Origin of the sequence: Streptomyces sp. SID5464 (assembly GCF_009862985.1) — a bacterium.
Classification (GTDB): Bacteria; Actinomycetota; Actinomycetes; order Streptomycetales; family Streptomycetaceae; genus Streptomyces; species Streptomyces chartreusis_D.
Map to the genome: position 1 here is coordinate 49,821 of NZ_WWIQ01000009.1, position 16,750 is coordinate 66,570.

Sequence of the window (16,750 nt, forward strand, 5' to 3'; positions counted from 1 at the left end):
CGTCATGGTCATCGCAGCCCGCCGGGCCAGGTCTGCCCATGTGGCGGACCGTGTCCCCACGCCGTAATTCGGTTCCGGGGATGAGCCCGCACACCTACCGTGGCCACATGCAGCCGAAGATATCGAGCCTCGCCGACCGCCCGGACATGCTGGAGCGGGTCGTCGGGATGGCGGACAGCTGGCCGGAGTTCGCGATCCAGGACCTCGTCGGTGCCGCGCACTTCCCGCGGATCGCCGCCGAACTCCCCGAGTACGTCCTGTTCGCCGAGGACGAGCAGGGTGAGGTCGTCGCGAACGGCTTCAGCGTGCCCTTCGCCCTGCAGGCCGAGGGCCGTGGCCAACTGCCCGCGAACGGCTGGGACACGGTCCTCGTGTGGGCGTTCTCCGACCTGCGCCGCGGGGTCCGCCCCGACACCGTCAGCGCGATCTCGATCTCCGTCGCCCCGCACGCCCAGGGCCGGGGCCTGTCCGCGTCGATGCTCTCGGCCATGCGGGACAACGCCCGGGCGCGCGGCTTCGGGGAGGTCGTCGCCCCCGTCCGCCCCAACGCCAAGCACCTGGAACCGCACACGCCCATCGAGGAGTACGCGCACCGGGTCCGTCCCGACGGCCTGCCCCAGGACCCGTGGCTGCGGGTGCACGCCCGGGCCGGTGCCACGATCGACTCCGTGGCACCGGCGTCGATGACGGTGGCCGCCTCACTGGCGGACTGGCGCCGCTGGACTGGGCTGCCCTTCGACACCCGGGGCGACATCGAGGTGCCCGGCGCCCTGGTGCCGGTGCGCTGCGAGCCGGAGCGCGGGTACGCGGTGTACGTCGAGCCCAACGTGTGGATGCGGCACCTCCTGTGACCCGGCGGCGGGGCCGCCGCACAGCTCCCTCACGACCCGTAGGCCGGCTGGCCCGCCACCGCGGCGAGTTCCGGAGCGTCGACCTCGCCGCCTGGCTGCCCTTCATCGCGCTCAGCGACTTCCAGGGACAGCCCGGCGGGACACCGTTCCCCGGCGGTCCCTACGCGGCGGGGTCTCCACGTCACGCTCCTCGCCGTCGGGCTGCCGGCGGCGGCGATCCGGGCGCAGGAGCGCAGGAGCGCTCAGGCACCGGGAGGGGGACGCATCACCCCCCCGAACGCGGTCCCCTCCCGGCCCGGTCCGCGCGGCGGTGCCGGAAGTCCCGGTGAATCGTTGGTCGAATGGGTTGGCCTGAGCTCGGCCACTGCCTACCATCGATCACCGCAAGACCTTGTGCACCGTCGCACAATCTCCTCGGGAGGTCTCCTTGCACCGCCGCCGTCGCACCGCGTTCGTCCTCACTGCCGCGATCGCCGCCGCGGCGCCGCTTCTCACCGCCTGCGGCAACGACGCGCATCCCGGCGCGGCGGCCGTGGTGGGCGGCCAGCGGATCACCGTCTCCCAGCTGGAGGACAGGGTCGACGAGGTTCGCGCGGCCCAGCGGGCGGCCGTGCGGGACGAGGCCCAGTACCAGCAGGCCATCGCCGGGACCGGCACGCTCACCCGTGACACCCTGCACACCATGATCCTCGACCGGGTGCTGCACCGCGCCGCGCAGGACGCCGGTGTGACCGTCACCCGCAGGGAGATCCAGGAGATGCGGTCCGGGCTGGAGGAGCAGGCCGGCGGCGCCAAGGCCCTGGAGACGACCTGGCTCCAGCAGTACGGCATCCCGCCGCAGCGCCTCGAGGAGAACCTCCGCCTCCAGCTGGAGGCCCAGAAGCTCGCGCAGAAACTCGGCACCGACACCAACCGCCCCGAGTTCTGGAAGGCCCTGTCGGAGGCCTCCAAGGACCTGAACGTCGACCTCAACCCGCGCTACGGCACCTGGGACGTCCAGAAGAGCAGCCGCGCCGACGCGAAGACGCCGTGGGTGCGGGACGTGTCGGCGGCCCAGGCGCAGCAGAGCATGTAGGGGCGACGCCCCACATGCCCCCGGGGTGCACGGGCGGAGGCCTGTGGACGATTTCCGGGGCTGCCGGCGGCGTGGGATAGCTTCGAATCGTGAACGCCAACAGCCCCGAAGCCACCCCGCGGCCCGGCGAGGCCGGCCCCGGCACGGCCGCCACCGCCGTCCCCGGCCGCATCGTCCTGCTCACCACCAGTCACCGCGTCGCCCCCGGACTGCTGTCCTGGCCCGCCTGGCAGGCACTGCACGCGGCCGACCAGGTGCTGTGCGCGGACGGCGCGCACCCGCAGCTGCCGTATCTGCGCGAGGCGGGGATCACCGTCGACGAGGCGTCCCCGACGGCCCAGGAGCTGGTCGACGCCTGCGCCGGCGGCCGCACGGTGGTCGTCGTGGCGACGGGCGAGGGCGAGCCGACCCTGACGGACGGCCTGGCCCGCCTCGCCGGCACCGGCCGCGTCGCCATGCCCGAGCTGGAGCTGCTCCCCGCCTCCTACGACCTGCCGGGCGCCCGCCTCCTCGACCTCGTCCAGGTCATGGACCGCATCCGCGCCGAGTGCCCGTGGTCGTCCCAGCAGACCCACAAGGGCCTGGCCAAGTACGGCATCGAGGAGGCGTACGAACTCGTCGAGGCGATCGAGGAGGGCGACCGCGACGAACTGCGCGAGGAGCTCGGTGACGTCCTCCTCCAGGTCGTCTTCCACGCCCGGATCGCCGAGGAGGGCCGCCCGGAAGACGGGGCGGACCCCTTCTCCATCGACGACGTCGCCGCCGGCATCGTCGCCAAGCTGATCCACCGCCACCCGCATGTCTTCGGCGACGAGACGGCCACCACGCCCGAGGAGGTCAAGGCGCACTGGCTGCGCACCAAGGCGGTCGAGAAGCAGCGCACCTCGATCACCGAGGGCATCCCCCTCGGCCAGCCCGGCCTGGCCCTCGCCGCCAAGCTGGCGTCACGCGCCCGCGCCGCGAACCTGGACATACCACTCCCGCCCGTCGAGGGCATCGGCTACGAGCTGCTGGCCCTGGCGGTCCGCGCCGAATCGGAGGGCGTCGACCCGGAGGCGGCCCTGAGAGCGGCGGCCCGCGCCTACCGGGACGCGATCAGGGAGGCTGAGGACGGCTGAGACCGAGAGCCGGGAGCGGAGGACGGCTGGACCGGCCGAGGGAGGGGAGGGGCGAGGAGCCGGATACCGTCGGGGAGTGACCGACCAGCCCCAGCCCAGCACCCCTGCCGCCGCTCCCGACCTCTTCACCTGGGAGTTCGCGAGCAACCCCTACCCCGCCTACGCCTGGCTCCGCGAGCACGCCCCCGTGCACCGCACCAAGCTGCCCAGCGGCGTGGAGGCCTGGCTGGTCACGCGGTACGCCGATGCCAAGCAGACGCTAGCCGACCACCGGCTCTCCAAGAACCCGGCGCATCACGACGAACCCGCGCACGCCAAGGGCAAGACCGGGATCCCCGGGGAGCGCAAGGCCGAGCTGATGACGCATCTGCTCAACATCGACCCGCCGGACCACACCCGGCTGCGGCGGCTCGTGTCCAAGGCGTTCACGCCCCGCCGGGTCGCCGAGTTCGCGCCGCGGGTGCAGGAGCTCACCGACGGGCTCATCGACGGGTTCGCGGAGAAGGGGTCCGCCGACCTCATCCACGAGTTCGCCTTCCCGCTCCCCATCTACGCCATCTGCGACCTGCTCGGCGTCCCTCGCGAGGACCAGGACGACTTCCGCGACTGGGCGGGAATGATGATCCGTCACCAGGGCGGGCCCAGGGGCGGCGTGGCGCGGTCCGTGAAGAAGATGCGCGGCTACCTCGCCGACCTCATCCACCGCAAGCGCGAGGCGCTGCCCACCGAGCCCGCCCCCGGCGAGGACCTCATCTCCGGTCTCATCCGCGCCTCCGACCACGGTGAGCACCTCACCGAGAACGAGGCGGCGGCCATGGCCTTCATCCTGCTGTTCGCCGGGTTCGAAACGACCGTGAACCTGATCGGCAACGGCACCTACGCCCTGCTCACCCACCCCGAGCAGCGCGCGCGCCTCCAGGCGTCCCTGGCCGCCGGGGAGACCGGCCTCCTGGAGACCGGCGTCGAGGAGCTCCTGCGCTACGACGGCCCCGTCGAACTCGCCACGTGGCGGTTCGCCACGCAGCCGCTCACCATCGGCGGGCAGCACATCGCGACCGGCGACCCGGTCCTCGTCGTCCTGGCCGCCGCCGACCGGGATCCGGAGCGGTTCGCGGATCCGGACGTGCTCGACCTCGCCCGCCGCGACAACCAGCACCTCGGCTACGGCCACGGCATCCACTACTGCCTCGGCGCCCCGCTCGCCCGACTGGAGGGCCAGACCGCGCTCGCCGCGCTCCTCACCCGACTCCCGGACCTGCGGCTCGCGGCGGACCCGGCCGAGCTGAGATGGCGCGGCGGCCTCATCATGCGCGGGCTGCGCACCCTGCCGGTGGAGTTCTCACCGGCCCGAAGGTGACACGCCGTCAGACCTGTGATCTTCACGTGATCTGCGCGGCATGAACTTGTGACAAGTGATCGTCTGCCGATACGTTCACCCATCATCAGCGCGGCCCGGGGGGTCCTGCGCCGCGCCGGTCACTGCTGTCTCGCGAAAGGTCTCCGTATGCTCTCCGGGAACGGTCGGCACCGTCGCCCCCGCCAGGCTCCGGCTCTCCTCGTCGCGGCCGGGGTGACCGGCTCCGCCATCGCGATCCCGCTCCTCGGAGCCTCCGGCGCCAGCGCGGCCGACGGCACGACCTGGGACCGGGTCGCGGACTGCGAGACCGGCGGCGCCTGGAGCCAGAACAGCGGCAACGGATACTTCGGCGGCCTCGCGTTGTCCCAGGAGGACTGGGAGAACCACGGCGGTCTCGACTACGCCCCGAGCGCCGACCTGGCCAGCCGCTCCCAGCAGATAGCCGTGGCCGAGAGAATCCTCGCCGACCAGGGGGTCGGTGCGTGGCGCACCTGCGGGCTGCTCTCCGGCCTCCAGCAGGACAAGGACTCGGGCACGTCCGACTCGTCCAGCTCCTCCGACTCGTCCGCTCCGACGGACTCACCCGGACTGCTCGACTCCTCCGAGTCATCCGAGTCGTCCGGGTCATCCTCTTCGTCTTCTTCGCCCTCTTCGTCGTCTCCGTCCCCATCGTCGTCCCCTGACGGGCAGTCGACCTCGGAGGGTGACACCGCCAAGTCCGACAAGTCATCCGATTCTGCCGATTCCTCGACGCGGGACCAGTCGCAGGACCAGGAGTCCGGCAGCTCCCCGTCGACCGCCGCCGAGAGTGACGAACCCGACAAGTCCCGGCAGGGCGACGGCTCTTCGGCGCTCTCCGGAACCGGAACCGACAGCGCCTCCGGCCGCCACCGCGGCCCCAGCGCCGACGAGGACACCGGGGCCGAGGACGGCCGTACGTCCGGAGCCGCCGGACGGCACGCCTCGCGCGGCGGCGAGGCCTCTCGGGAGGCGACGGACGGCTCCTACACCGTCCGCCCCGGCGACAGCCTCTGGTCCATCGCGAACTCCCTTGACCTCAGCGGCGGGTGGCACGCGCTCTACGCCGGGAACGAGACGGCCGTCGGCGCCGACCCGAACCTCATCCGCCCCGGTCAGAAGCTCACGGTAAGGGTCGAAGCGGACGACGAGTAGCCGGTGGGGCAGTCCGGAAACGGCGGCGGAAGTCACCCCGAAACCGTGCGAGTTCACGTCACCGTTCGCGCCGAATGTCCCTTATAAGCGCGGTGAGAGATAGATCTCAGAAGCCCTGATCGTCTTTGAAATTCCGCGGATCGCGTGTCTACGGTCATGACCGCTCGCCACCGCGAGCCCCGGCTGCCGCAACGCCGAATCCTGCCAGCGGCCGCACGGGAACAGTCGTCGCGTCAAGCGCCGTAGGCAGGAGCGGGGGACCCAAGGTAAGTGCCGGGCCCGGCGGTTGAGGCAACTCGACGGCAGGGCTCCGGCTTGGGGTGAAGCCGTGTCCCGGGAGGGACGCGGCCGGGCAACTCAACCGGCCCGAACCCGACAGCTCACCTCGCAGGCGTCGGTGAGGGGATCTCTCCATGCTGTTTTCCGGCAAGGGCACGCACCGCCGTCCGTCCAAGGCCTCTCGGGTCATCGCCATCGCCGGTGTCACCGGTGCCGCCGTCGCCGCCCCGCTGATGGCGGCCGGCAACGCCTCCGCCGCCACCGCCTCCGAGTGGGACGCCGTCGCCCAGTGCGAGTCCGGCGGCAACTGGTCCATCAACACCGGCAACGGCTACTACGGCGGTCTGCAGTTCTCCGCCTCCACCTGGTCCGGCTACGGCGGCACCAAGTACGCCTCCACCGCCGACCAGGCCACCAAGGAGCAGCAGATCGAGATCGCCGAGAAGGTCCTCGCGAGCCAGGGCAAGGGTGCCTGGCCGGTCTGCGGCAAGGGTCTGTCGAGCGCCGGCTACAGCGGCGGCTCCGCGCAGAGCAGCGGTTCCACGGAGACCCGCCAGACCGAGCAGCAGCCGGCCTCCCGCTCCGAGGAGCGCCCGGCGCAGACCCAGAAGAGCCAGAAGACCGTCACCACCCCGACCGGCAAGAAGGTCAAGAAGGGTGACGGCGAGTACAAGGTCGTCAAGGGCGACACCCTCAGCTCGATCGCGACCGAGCACAAGGTCAAGGGCGGCTGGGAGAAGCTGTTCGAGCTGAACAAGGACATCATCACGGACGCCAACCTGATCTACCCGGGCCAGCAGCTGCACCTGAAGTAAGCGGCGGCCCCCCGGTCCCCACGGGCCCCCGCCCCGGTGCGTCGTCCCCCGTACGCACCGGGGCGGGGTTTTTTCTGCCGGTCTTTGCGATCCGGCTTTGTTCCGTTCGGAAACAATTTACTCTCGGTTCTGTCCATGGGGTGGGCGACCCGGTGGCCGATCGCCCGGAGCCGGTTAGGCTCATGTCGCGAGCCACCGCGGCCCGCGCCTCGCCGGGTCCACGCGGCCCGCGTACCCGCGTCACATGAAGAAGGAGATGCTCGTGCCGTCCATCGACGTCGTCGTAGCCCGGGAAATCCTGGACTCCCGAGGCAACCCCACGGTCGAGGTCGAGGTCGGCCTCGACGACGGCAGCACCGGTCGTGCCGCCGTCCCGTCCGGCGCCTCCACGGGCGCCTTCGAGGCCATCGAGCTGCGCGACGGCGACTCGAACCGCTACCTCGGCAAGGGTGTGGAGAAGGCCGTCCTCGCGGTCATCGAGCAGATCGGCCCGGAGCTGGTCGGCTACGACGCCACCGAGCAGCGCCTGATCGACCAGGCGATGTTCGACCTGGACGCCACCGACAACAAGGGCTCCCTCGGCGCCAACGCCATCCTCGGCGTCTCGCTCGCCGTCGCCCACGCCGCCTCCGAGGCCAGCGACCTGCCGCTGTTCCGCTACCTGGGCGGCCCGAACGCGCACCTGCTGCCGGTGCCGATGATGAACATCCTGAACGGCGGCTCGCACGCCGACTCCAACGTGGACATCCAGGAGTTCATGATCGCCCCGATCGGCGCGGAGTCCTTCTCCGAGGCCCTGCGCTGGGGCGCCGAGGTCTACCACACGCTGAAGAAGGTCCTGAAGTCCAAGGGCCTGGCCACCGGCCTCGGCGACGAGGGCGGCTTCGCCCCGAACCTCGGCTCCAACCGCGAGGCCCTCGACCTCATCCTCGAGGCGATCAACGAGGCCGGCTACACCCCCGGCGAGCAGATCGCCCTCGCCCTCGACGTCGCCGCGTCCGAGTTCTACAAGGACGGCGTCTACACCTTCGAGGGCAAGGAGCGCTCGGCGGCCGAGATGACCGAGTACTACGCGGAGCTCGTCGACGCGTACCCGCTCGTCTCCATCGAGGACCCGCTGTTCGAGGACGACTGGGAGGGCTGGAAGACCATCACCGACAAGCTCGGTGACAAGGTCCAGCTCGTCGGCGACGACCTGTTCGTCACCAACCCCGAGCGCCTGGCCCGCGGCATCGAGGAGGGCGCGGCCAACGCGCTCCTGGTCAAGGTCAACCAGATCGGTTCGCTCACCGAGACCCTGGACGCCGTCGAGCTGGCCCAGCGCAACGGCTTCAAGTGCATGATGTCCCACCGCTCCGGCGAGACCGAGGACGTCACCATCGCCGACCTGGCCGTCGCCACCAACTGCGGCCAGATCAAGACCGGCGCCCCGGCCCGCTCCGAGCGCGTCGCCAAGTACAACCAGCTGCTGCGCATCGAGGAGATCCTCGACGACGCGGCGGTGTACGCCGGCCGCAGCGCCTTCCCGCGCTTCAAGGGCTGATCGCCGAAAGGCCCGACCCGTAAGAGGCAGCGTCGTACGTACGTCCCCGTACTCGGTCCCGTACCGTGTCCGGGGACGTACGCGCGTATGACGGCGGAGCGGGAGGCGGACAGACATGGCCGTGAAGGACCGGGACCGGTTCTCCACCGCGACCAGGATCCGGTTGCTCGGTGAGCAGACCGCGGCCCGGGTCTACCGCTCCCAGACCAAGCGCCAGGCCCGCCGCTCCCGGCTGACCGGCCGGGCCGCGCTGCTCGCCCTGGTGATGTGCTCGCTGATCGTGGCTCTGGCCTACCCCATGCGGGAGTACGTCTCGCAGCGCGCCGAGATCGACGACCTCCAGCGTGAACAGCAGCAGGCCCGGCAGCGCGTCGAACGGCTGCGCGACCAGAAGGCGCGCTGGCAGGACGACGCGTACGCGGAGCAGCAGATCCGGCAGCGGTTGCACTACGTCATGCCGGGGGAGACGGGGTTCATCGTCGTCGACCCGCACGCGGCGGAGCAGTCGCACGCCGACCTCGGGGCGGCCGACCGCCCCTGGTACTCGAACGTCTGGGACGGGGTCGACAAGGCCGACGCCTCCGACCGGTGACCCGGACCCCAGCCAGTGACCTGAACCCAGAAAGACAGCCTGAACACAGTCATGGAAACGCCCCCGCCGACCACCCCGCGCACCGAGCCCACCGACGCGGACGTCGAGGCCTTCAAGCAGCAGCTCGGCCGGCCCCCGCGCGGCCTGCGCGCGATCGCGCACCGGTGCCCGTGCGGGCAGCCCGACGTCGTCGAGACGGCCCCCCGGCTGCCCGACGGCACGCCCTTCCCCACGCTGTACTACCTGACGTGCCCGAAGGCGAACTCGGCCATCGGCACGCTGGAGGCGAACGGCGTGATGAAGGAGATGACCGAGCGGCTGGCCTCGGACCCGGAGCTTGCGGCGGCGTACCGGGCGGCCCACGAGGACTACATCAGGCGCCGTGACGAGATCGAGGAGCTGAAGGACTTCCCGAGCGCGGGCGGCATGCCGGACCGGGTGAAGTGCCTGCACGTGCTGGTGGCGCACTCGCTGGCCGCGGGGCCGGGAGTGAACCCGCTGGGCGACGAGGCCCTCGCCATGCTGCCCGAGTGGTGGCGCAAGGGCGCCTGCGTGACGACCGCCGAGGAGGACGCCCAGTGACCCGTGTCGCCGCTGTGGACTGCGGTACGAACTCCATCCGGCTCCTGGTCGCCGACGCCGACCCCGGGACCGGCGAGCTGACCGACCTGGACCGCCGTATGACGATCGTCCGGCTCGGGCAGGGCGTCGACCGCACCGGCCGGCTCGCCCCCGAGGCGCTCCAGCGGACCTTCGCGGCCTGCCGCGAGTACGCCGGGATCATCAAGGAGCACGGGGCGGAGCGGCTGCGGTTCGTGGCCACCTCCGCCTCCCGGGACGCCGAGAACCGGGACGAGTTCGTGCGCGGCGTGCTGGACATCCTGGGCGTCGAGCCCGAGGTGATCTCCGGGGACCAGGAGGCCGAGTTCTCCTTCACCGGCGCCACCAAGGAGCTCGCCGGGCGCGACCACCTGCCCAAGCCCTACCTCGTCGTGGACATCGGCGGCGGCTCGACCGAGTTCGTCGTCGGCGACGACCAGGTGCGCGCGGCCCGCTCGGTGGACATCGGCTGTGTCCGCATGACCGAGCGGCACCTGGTCCGGGACGGGGTGGTGAGCGACCCGCCCACGGAGCAGCAGATCGCGGCCATGCGGGCGGACATCGAGGCCGCCCTCGACCTGGCCGAGGAGACGGTCCCGCTGCGTGAGGCCCGCACGCTGGTCGGCCTGGCCGGGTCCGTGACGACCGTGTCGGCGATCGCCCAGGAGCTGCCCGAGTACGACTCGGCCGCCATCCACCACTCCCGTGTCTCCCACGACCGGGTCCGCGAGATCACCGAGTGGCTGCTGCGCTCCACGCACGCCGAGCGCGCGGCGGTGCCCTCCATGCACCCGGGCCGGGTCGACGTGATCGGGGCGGGGGCCCTCGTACTGCTGTCGATCATGGAGCGGATCGGCGCGGAGGAGGTCGTGGTCAGCGAGCACGACATCCTCGACGGCATCGCGTGGTCGGTCGCGTAGCCCGCTTCTGAGCAGGCATGGATCACGAATGAGCGCGTCCCGGGGGGTTCGGGCGACCCCCCGGCGACAGCCCGCCGGAAAAGTTCGTGAAGTTCTTCACAAGGAATTCGGCCCTCCCGGGCGATCGGAGGGGCCCCGTTGACCCGTCCGGGGGCTGAACAGGCCTTTGAACATGTTCAGAAGCATGGTATGGAGGTGTCCACCGAGGTGCTCGAAGCGGCACCCCGGGAGGGCCTCACGGAGGCTCCTCGGGTGCAGAGAGGCAGCTCACGCGGCATTGACAACGGTCAGGGGTGCACAAAGGAGCCCGGTTGTCACCATGACATGGATCACGCGGGCCGCGGAGGATAACACACCCCCCACCCGAGCTTGTGAAGGGGCGCACGAGCCACCCCCCTGAAGCGGGTGGATACTCGATGGCATGAGCACCACGGAGCGTCCCAGGATCCTCGTAGTAGGCGGTGGGTACGTAGGCCTGTACGCAGCTCGGCGCATCCTCAAGAAGATGCGTTACGGAGAGGCGACCGTCACGGTCGTCGACCCCCGGTCGTACATGACCTACCAGCCCTTCCTCCCCGAAGCCGCCGCCGGCAACATCTCCCCGCGCCACGTCGTCGTCCCGCTGCGACGCGTGCTGCCGAAGGCGGAGGTCCTCACCGGCCGGGTCACCAGCATCGACCAGGACCGCAAGGTCGCCTCGATCGCCCCGCTCGTCGGCGAGGCGTACGAGCTGCCCTTCGACTACCTGGTCGTCGCGCTCGGCGCGGTCTCCCGCACCTTCCCGATCCCCGGCCTCGCCGAGCAGGGCATCGGCATGAAGGGCATCGAGGAGGCCATCGGCCTGCGCAACCACGTCCTCGAGCAGCTCGACAAGGCCGACTCCACCACCGACGAGGAGATCCGCCGCAAGGCGCTCACCTTCGTCTTCGTGGGCGGCGGCTTCGCCGGTGCGGAGACCATCGGCGAGGTCGAGGACATGGCCAGGGACGCGGCGAAGTACTACAAGAACGTGTCCCGTGAGGACATGCGCTTCATCCTCGTCGACGCCGCCGACAAGATCCTCCCCGAGGTCGGCCCCAAGCTCGGCAAGTACGGCAAGGAGCACCTCGAGGGCCGCGGTGTCGAGGTCTACCTGTCCACCTCCATGGACTCCTGCGTCGACGGCCACGTGGTGCTGAAGAACGGCCTCGAGGTCGACTCCAACACGATCGTCTGGACCGCCGGCGTCAAGCCCAACCCGGTCCTCTCCCGCTACGGCCTGCCCCTCGGGCCCCGCGGCCACGTCGACTGCGAGACCACCCTCCAGGTCAAGGGCACGGACTACATCTGGGCCGCGGGCGACAACGCCCAGGTCCCGGACCTCGTCGGCCGCAAGGCGGGCAACGAGAACGCCTGGTGCCCGCCGAACGCGCAGCACGCGCTGCGTCAGGCCCGCGTCCTCGGCGACAACGTCCTGTCCGGCATGCGGGGCTTCCCGCAGAAGGACTACTCCCACGCCAACAAGGGCGCGGTGGCCGGTCTCGGCCTCCACAAGGGCGTGGCGATGATCGTCATGGGCAAGATGAAGATCAAGCTCAAGGGCCGTCTCGCCTGGTACATGCACCGTGGCTACCACGGTCTGGCGATGCCGACCTGGAACCGCAAGATCCGCGTCTTCGCCGACTGGACGCTCGGCATGTTCCTCAAGCGCGAGGTCGTCTCGCTCGGCGCGATCGAGACGCCGCGCGAGGAGTTCTACGAGGCCGCCAAGCCGGCCCCGGTCGCCGCCGCGCCGAAGGAGAAGGCCGAGTCCAAGGCCAAGGAGAAGACCGAGGAGAAGGCCAAGGCCTCCTGACCTCCGGTCGGTCACCTGCCTGACGAAGGACCTGATCGAAGGACCTCCACCGAAGGACCTCCCGCCATCCGTGGTGCGGGAGGTCCTTCGGCGTTCCCGCGCCGTCCCGCGCCGCCGCGCCGTTCCTTCGGAGTGGTGGTTTTGCCCAGACATGACGCGTGCCGGGGACTGCGCCGAGGCCCCGCAGATGTTTACGTGGTGTCGGACATTCCGGGATTCCTCATCACGGAGGTGTACACCATGGCAGACGCCGCGCCGCGGCTCCAGGGCCTCTTCGCACAGTTGCTGGGAGCACCGCTTCCCGTGCGCATCCGCGCCTGGGACGGTTCGCAGGCGGGCCCGCCGGGCGCGCCGACCCTGGTCGTACGCAACCGCCGCGCTCTGCGCCGCCTGCTGTGGAAGCCGGGCGAACTCGGCCTGGCCAGGGCCTGGGTGGCGGGCGATCTCGACATCGACGGCGACCTCTACACCACCCTCGACCTGCTGGCCGGTCACATCTGGGAGCGCGACGAGGACGCCCGCACCCTCGCCCAGGCCCTGCGTGACCCCGAGGTCCGCGCCGCTGTACGCGGGCTCGTCAAGCTCGCCGGGACCCCGCTGCCGCCCGCCCCGCCCCGCGAGGAGGCCCGCAGCCCCCGCCGCCACCTGCACACCAAGCGCAGCGACAGACGGGCCATCAGCCACCACTACGACGTCGGCAACGACTTCTACGAGATCGTCCTCGGCCCGTCCATGGTGTACTCCTGCGCCTACTGGCCCAGCCCCGACAGCACCCTCGAACAGGCCCAGCACGACAAGCTCGAACTCGTCTGCCGCAAGCTCGGCCTGAAGCCCGGTCAGCGGCTCCTCGACGTCGGCTGCGGCTGGGGTTCCATGGCGATCCACGCCGCCCGGGAGCACGGCGTGAGCGTCGTCGGTGTCACGCTCTCCCAGGAGCAGGCGGCGTACGCCCGCAAGCGCGTCGCCGACGAGGGACTCACCGACAAGGTCGAGATCCGTGTCCAGGACTACCGCGACGTCCGTGACGGGCCCTACGACGCGATCTCCTCCATCGGCATGGCCGAACACGTCGGCGCCGAGCGGTACCTGGAGTACGCCACCGGCCTGCACGAGCTGCTCAAGCCCGGCGGGCGGCTCCTCAACCACCAGATCGCCCGCCGCCCGCAGCGGGACGAGACGGCGTACAGCGTCGACGCCTTCATCGACTCCTACGTCTTCCCCGACGGCGAGCTCCAGCCCGTCGGCGCCACCGTCGCCATGCTGGAGCGCGCCGGGTTCGAGGTGCGCGACGTCGAGTCGATCCGCGAGCACTACGCCCTCACCCTGCGGCAGTGGGTCGCCCGGCTGGAGGCCGGCTGGCAGCGTGCCGTCCAGCTCGCCAGCCCCGGCCGGGCCCGCGTCTGGCGCCTGTACATGGCCGCCTCCGCGCTCGCCTTCGAGCGCAACCGCATCGGCGTCAACCAGGTCCTCGCCGTGCGGACGTCTGAGTCCGGGGCGTCGGGCATGCCGCTGCGCGCCCGCACCTGGAACTGAGAACGACGAAGAGCCCCCTTTCCCACGGGCGGGAAAGGGGGCCCTCGGGCGTCCGGTGCTACTCCGCCTTGATCGCCTCCAGCATGTTCAGCCGGGCCGCCCGCCGGGCCGGCCACAGCGCGGCGAGCACACCGACCGTCGCGGCCAGCAGCAGGAAGACGCCGATCCGCGCCCACGGCAGGATCAGTTCGTAGGTCGCCAGCTTCGTGGCCAGCAGCTCACCGGCCGCCCAGCCGAAGAACACGCCCAGGCCGATGCCCAGCACCGCGCCGAACAGGGAGATCACCAGGGATTCCAGGCGGACCATCCGCTTGATGCCCTTGCGGTCCAGGCCGATCGCCCGGAGCATGCCGATCTCCTGGGAGCGCTCGAAGACCGACATGGCCAGGGTGTTGATGACGCCGAGGACCGCCACGATCACCGCCATCGCGAGCAGGCCGTAGACCATGTTCAGCATCAGCGTGAACATCTGCGCGATCTCGTTGGAGATGTCGTCCTTGGACTGCACCTTGATGGCCGGGTTGGTGCCGAGGGCCTTCTCCAGCCTGTCCTGCACCGCGCCGGACGCGCCGTCGGAGGTCTTCACCATGACCTTCATGTTGTACGGGTCCGCCACGTGCGGGGCGAGGGTCCTCTCGTCGAGCAGGATGCCACTGAGGAAGTCGTTGCTCTCGTAGGTCCCGGCGACCGTCAGCCGCTGCTTCTTGTCGTCCTCGTAGGAGACGGTGAACGAGGAACCGGCCTGCCAGCCGTAGGACTTGGCGGTCTCGCTGTCCACGACGACGTCGGTGCCGCCGACCTTGAAGGAGCCCTCGTCGACCTTCGGGCCGACCAGGTCGCCGATCGCGGCGCCGTTGACGCCGGTCAGGTACTCGGTCCGGCCGTCGATCCGGGAATCGGCGTTGAGCATCGGGCTGGTGGCAGTGACGTCACCGGCCTGCTTCAGCTTCTTCTCGACGTCCGGCGACAGCGCATTGCCGTTCGCCATGGACACCACGTAGTCAGCCTTGATCGACGACGACGCCATCTTCTCGATGGCCTGCTGGAGGCTGCCCGCCATCACCGTCATGCCGGTGATCAGGGTCAGGCCGATCATCAGCGCGGAGGCGGTGGCGGCCGTACGGCGCGGGTTGCGCACCGAGTTCTGGCGGGCCAGCTTGCCGGAGACACCGAAGGCGCGCAGCACCGGCGCGGCGGCGGCGATCATCGGGCGGGACAGCAGCGGGGTCAGGATGAACACGCCGATGATCAGCAGCACCGCGCCGAGGCCCATGGGCAGCTGGCCGTCCGAGCCGTCCATCGTCGTGGCCACGAGGACCACCGCGATGCCCGCGCCCGAGACCAGCGCGCCCAGCGTGTTGCGCAGCACCAGCGACCTGGTCGTGGCCTTGGCGTGCACGCTGTTCATGGCCGCCACCGGCGGGATCTTCGCGGCCCGGCGGCCCGGCAGCCACGCCGCGAGCATGGTCACCACGATGCCGACCGCGAGCGCGGCGACGATCGTGGTGGGCTTGACGACCAGTGGCCCGTCGGGCACGGACCCGCCGAACGTCCCCATCAGGGAGCGCAGTCCGGCTCCGATGCCGATGCCCGCGACCAGACCGGCCACGGCGGCGACCGCCCCGACCACGAACGCCTCGATCAGCACCGACCGCGTCACCTGCCGGCGCGAGGCGCCGACCGCCCGCATCAGCGCCAGTTCCCTGGTGCGCTGGGCGACCAGCATCGTGAAGGTGTTGGCGATGATGAACGTGCCGACGAACAGGGCGATACCGGCGAAGACCAGCAGGGCCGTCTGCATCCCGCTCATCGACTCGGCGATCGACTTGGCCTGGTCGTCGGCGAGCTGCTTGCCGGTGGTGGTCGAGACGGTGCCCTTGGGCAGCGCCTCGTCCAGCTGCGCCTTCAGCGCGGCCTGCGTGACGCCCGGCTTCGCCTTGACGTCGATCTGGTCGTAGACGCCCGCCTTGCCGAACAGCTTCTGGGCGGTCGCCGTGTCGAACAGGGTGAGGCTGCCGCCGGCCGCGACGTTGCCGTCGTCGGTGGTGAAGATGCCGGTGATCCGCGGGGTCAGGACAGGCCCGTCGACCGACATCCGCACGGTGTCGCCGACCCTGTAGCCGGCGCGCTTCGCCGTCTCGGAGTCGATGAGGATCTCGCCCGGCCCCTTGGGGGCGTGCCCGCTGACCAGGGGGTAACGCGGGTCCTTGGCGCCCCAGTAGTTGCCGCCCTGCGACTGGAAGCCCTCGCCGATCAGCTTGCCGTCCTTGTCGGCGACGGCGGTGAAGCCCTGCACGACCCCGATGGCGGACGCGGCCCCGGGGACCCGCTCACTCTTGTCGAGGGTGGCCCGGGTCAGGTCGTGGAGCTTGCCGACCCGGTCGCCCTGGGCGTCCTGGTAGTCCGCCGTCATGGCGACGTCGACCTGGTCGAAGCCCTTGGCGGAACTCTTCTGGAAGGCGTCGGAGACGGTGTTGGTGAAGACCAGGGTTCCCGACACGAAGGCCACGCCGAGCATCACGGCGAGGACGGTCATCAGGAGCCGGGCCTTGTGCGCGAGCACGTTGCGCAAGGCGGTACGGAGCATGGGTTTCTTCTTCTCAGTCCTGTCGGTCCTGACGGGGGATCAGCTGGTGCGGCCCTTGGCGTCGAACGCCTTCATGCGGTCCAGGACCGACTCGGCCGTCGGCCCGTACATCTCGTCGACGATCCGGCCGTCCGCGAGGAAGATCACCCGGTCCGCGTAGGCCGCGGCCACCGGGTCGTGGGTCACCATGACCACGGTCTGGCCCAGTTCGCGCACGGAGTTGCGCAGGAAGCCCAGCACCTCGGCGCCCGAGCGCGAGTCGAGGTTTCCGGTGGGCTCGTCCCCGAAGATGATCTCGGGCCGGGAGGCCAGCGCCCGTGCCACGGCGACGCGCTGCTGCTGACCGCCCGACAGCTGGGAGGGCCGGTGGCCGAGCCGGTCCGCCAGACCGACCATCCGGATGACGGAGTCGAGCCACTGCCGGTCCGGCTTGCGGCCCGCGATGTCCATCGGGAGGGTGATGTTCTCCAGGG

The 16,750-nt window shown here is 70.8% G+C and carries 14 protein-coding genes and 1 riboswitch; of the genes, 12 read left to right on the forward strand and 2 right to left on the reverse strand.

Features of this window, described 5'->3' with window-relative positions; translation table 11 throughout:
• Positions 1 to 107: 107 nt before the first annotated feature.
• From GTY47_RS08645 to GTY47_RS08700, 12 genes are all read left to right on the forward strand, one after another.
• Positions 108 to 851 carry a hypothetical protein gene (locus GTY47_RS08645; RefSeq protein ID WP_029180789.1) on the forward strand — a complete coding sequence of 248 codons (744 nt, stop codon included), beginning with the start codon at positions 108 to 110 and terminating at the stop codon, positions 849 to 851.
• A 427-nt stretch (positions 852 to 1,278) separates the two neighbouring features.
• The gene (locus tag GTY47_RS08650) at positions 1,279 to 1,926 is read left to right on the forward strand and encodes a SurA N-terminal domain-containing protein (RefSeq protein WP_010034435.1); all 648 of its coding nucleotides are present in this window, start codon (positions 1,279 to 1,281) and stop codon (positions 1,924 to 1,926) included.
• Positions 1,927 to 2,015: 89 nt separating this feature from the next.
• Entirely contained in the window at positions 2,016 to 3,044 is a 1,029-nt protein-coding gene (locus GTY47_RS08655) for a nucleoside triphosphate pyrophosphohydrolase (protein WP_010034437.1), read from the forward strand.
• Between the two features lie 76 nt (positions 3,045 to 3,120).
• Entirely contained in the window at positions 3,121 to 4,401 is a 1,281-nt protein-coding gene (locus tag GTY47_RS08660; RefSeq protein WP_010034439.1) for a cytochrome P450, read from the forward strand.
• Between the two features lie 147 nt (positions 4,402 to 4,548).
• Positions 4,549 to 5,574 carry a transglycosylase family protein gene (locus tag GTY47_RS08665; RefSeq protein ID WP_010034441.1) on the forward strand — a complete coding sequence of 342 codons (1,026 nt, stop codon included), beginning with the start codon at positions 4,549 to 4,551 and terminating at the stop codon, positions 5,572 to 5,574.
• 228 nt (positions 5,575 to 5,802) lie between these two features.
• A riboswitch (cyclic di-AMP (ydaO/yuaA leader) is annotated at positions 5,803 to 5,983 on the forward strand.
• 4 nt (positions 5,984 to 5,987) lie between these two features.
• Positions 5,988 to 6,668: a transglycosylase family protein gene (locus GTY47_RS08670; RefSeq protein ID WP_010034443.1), complete on the forward strand. Its 681-nt coding sequence runs from the start codon at positions 5,988 to 5,990 to the stop codon at positions 6,666 to 6,668.
• A gap of 262 nt (positions 6,669 to 6,930) precedes the next feature.
• Positions 6,931 to 8,211 carry a phosphopyruvate hydratase gene (gene eno / locus GTY47_RS08675; protein WP_010034445.1) on the forward strand — a complete coding sequence of 427 codons (1,281 nt, stop codon included), beginning with the start codon at positions 6,931 to 6,933 and terminating at the stop codon, positions 8,209 to 8,211.
• A 115-nt stretch (positions 8,212 to 8,326) separates the two neighbouring features.
• Complete coding sequence (locus tag GTY47_RS08680) at positions 8,327 to 8,803, forward strand: septum formation initiator family protein (RefSeq protein ID WP_010034446.1); 477 nt, start codon at positions 8,327 to 8,329, stop codon at positions 8,801 to 8,803.
• Positions 8,804 to 8,854: 51 nt separating this feature from the next.
• The gene (locus tag GTY47_RS08685; RefSeq protein ID WP_010034448.1) at positions 8,855 to 9,385 is read left to right on the forward strand and encodes a DUF501 domain-containing protein; all 531 of its coding nucleotides are present in this window, start codon (positions 8,855 to 8,857) and stop codon (positions 9,383 to 9,385) included.
• Positions 9,382 to 10,323, forward strand: coding sequence for a Ppx/GppA phosphatase family protein (locus GTY47_RS08690; RefSeq protein ID WP_010034452.1), 942 nt, complete (start codon positions 9,382 to 9,384; stop codon positions 10,321 to 10,323). The genes GTY47_RS08685 and GTY47_RS08690 overlap by 4 nt, the downstream gene beginning before the upstream one ends.
• 421 nt (positions 10,324 to 10,744) lie before the next feature.
• A complete protein-coding gene (locus GTY47_RS08695; RefSeq protein ID WP_078602739.1) occupies positions 10,745 to 12,157 on the forward strand; it encodes an NAD(P)/FAD-dependent oxidoreductase in 1,413 nt (470 codons plus the stop codon).
• A 240-nt stretch (positions 12,158 to 12,397) separates the two neighbouring features.
• A complete protein-coding gene (locus GTY47_RS08700) occupies positions 12,398 to 13,690 on the forward strand; it encodes a cyclopropane-fatty-acyl-phospholipid synthase family protein (RefSeq protein ID WP_040902609.1) in 1,293 nt (430 codons plus the stop codon).
• 58 nt (positions 13,691 to 13,748) lie between these two features.
• Here GTY47_RS08700 and GTY47_RS08705 read toward each other — a convergent pair whose 3' ends face one another.
• Positions 13,749 to 16,277: an ABC transporter permease gene (locus GTY47_RS08705; RefSeq protein ID WP_010034461.1), complete on the reverse strand. Its 2,529-nt coding sequence runs from the start codon at positions 16,275 to 16,277 to the stop codon at positions 13,749 to 13,751.
• 39 nt (positions 16,278 to 16,316) lie between these two features.
• Positions 16,317 to 16,750: ABC transporter ATP-binding protein (locus GTY47_RS08710; RefSeq protein WP_040902571.1), on the reverse strand; the 434-nt coding region annotated here is incomplete at its 5' end.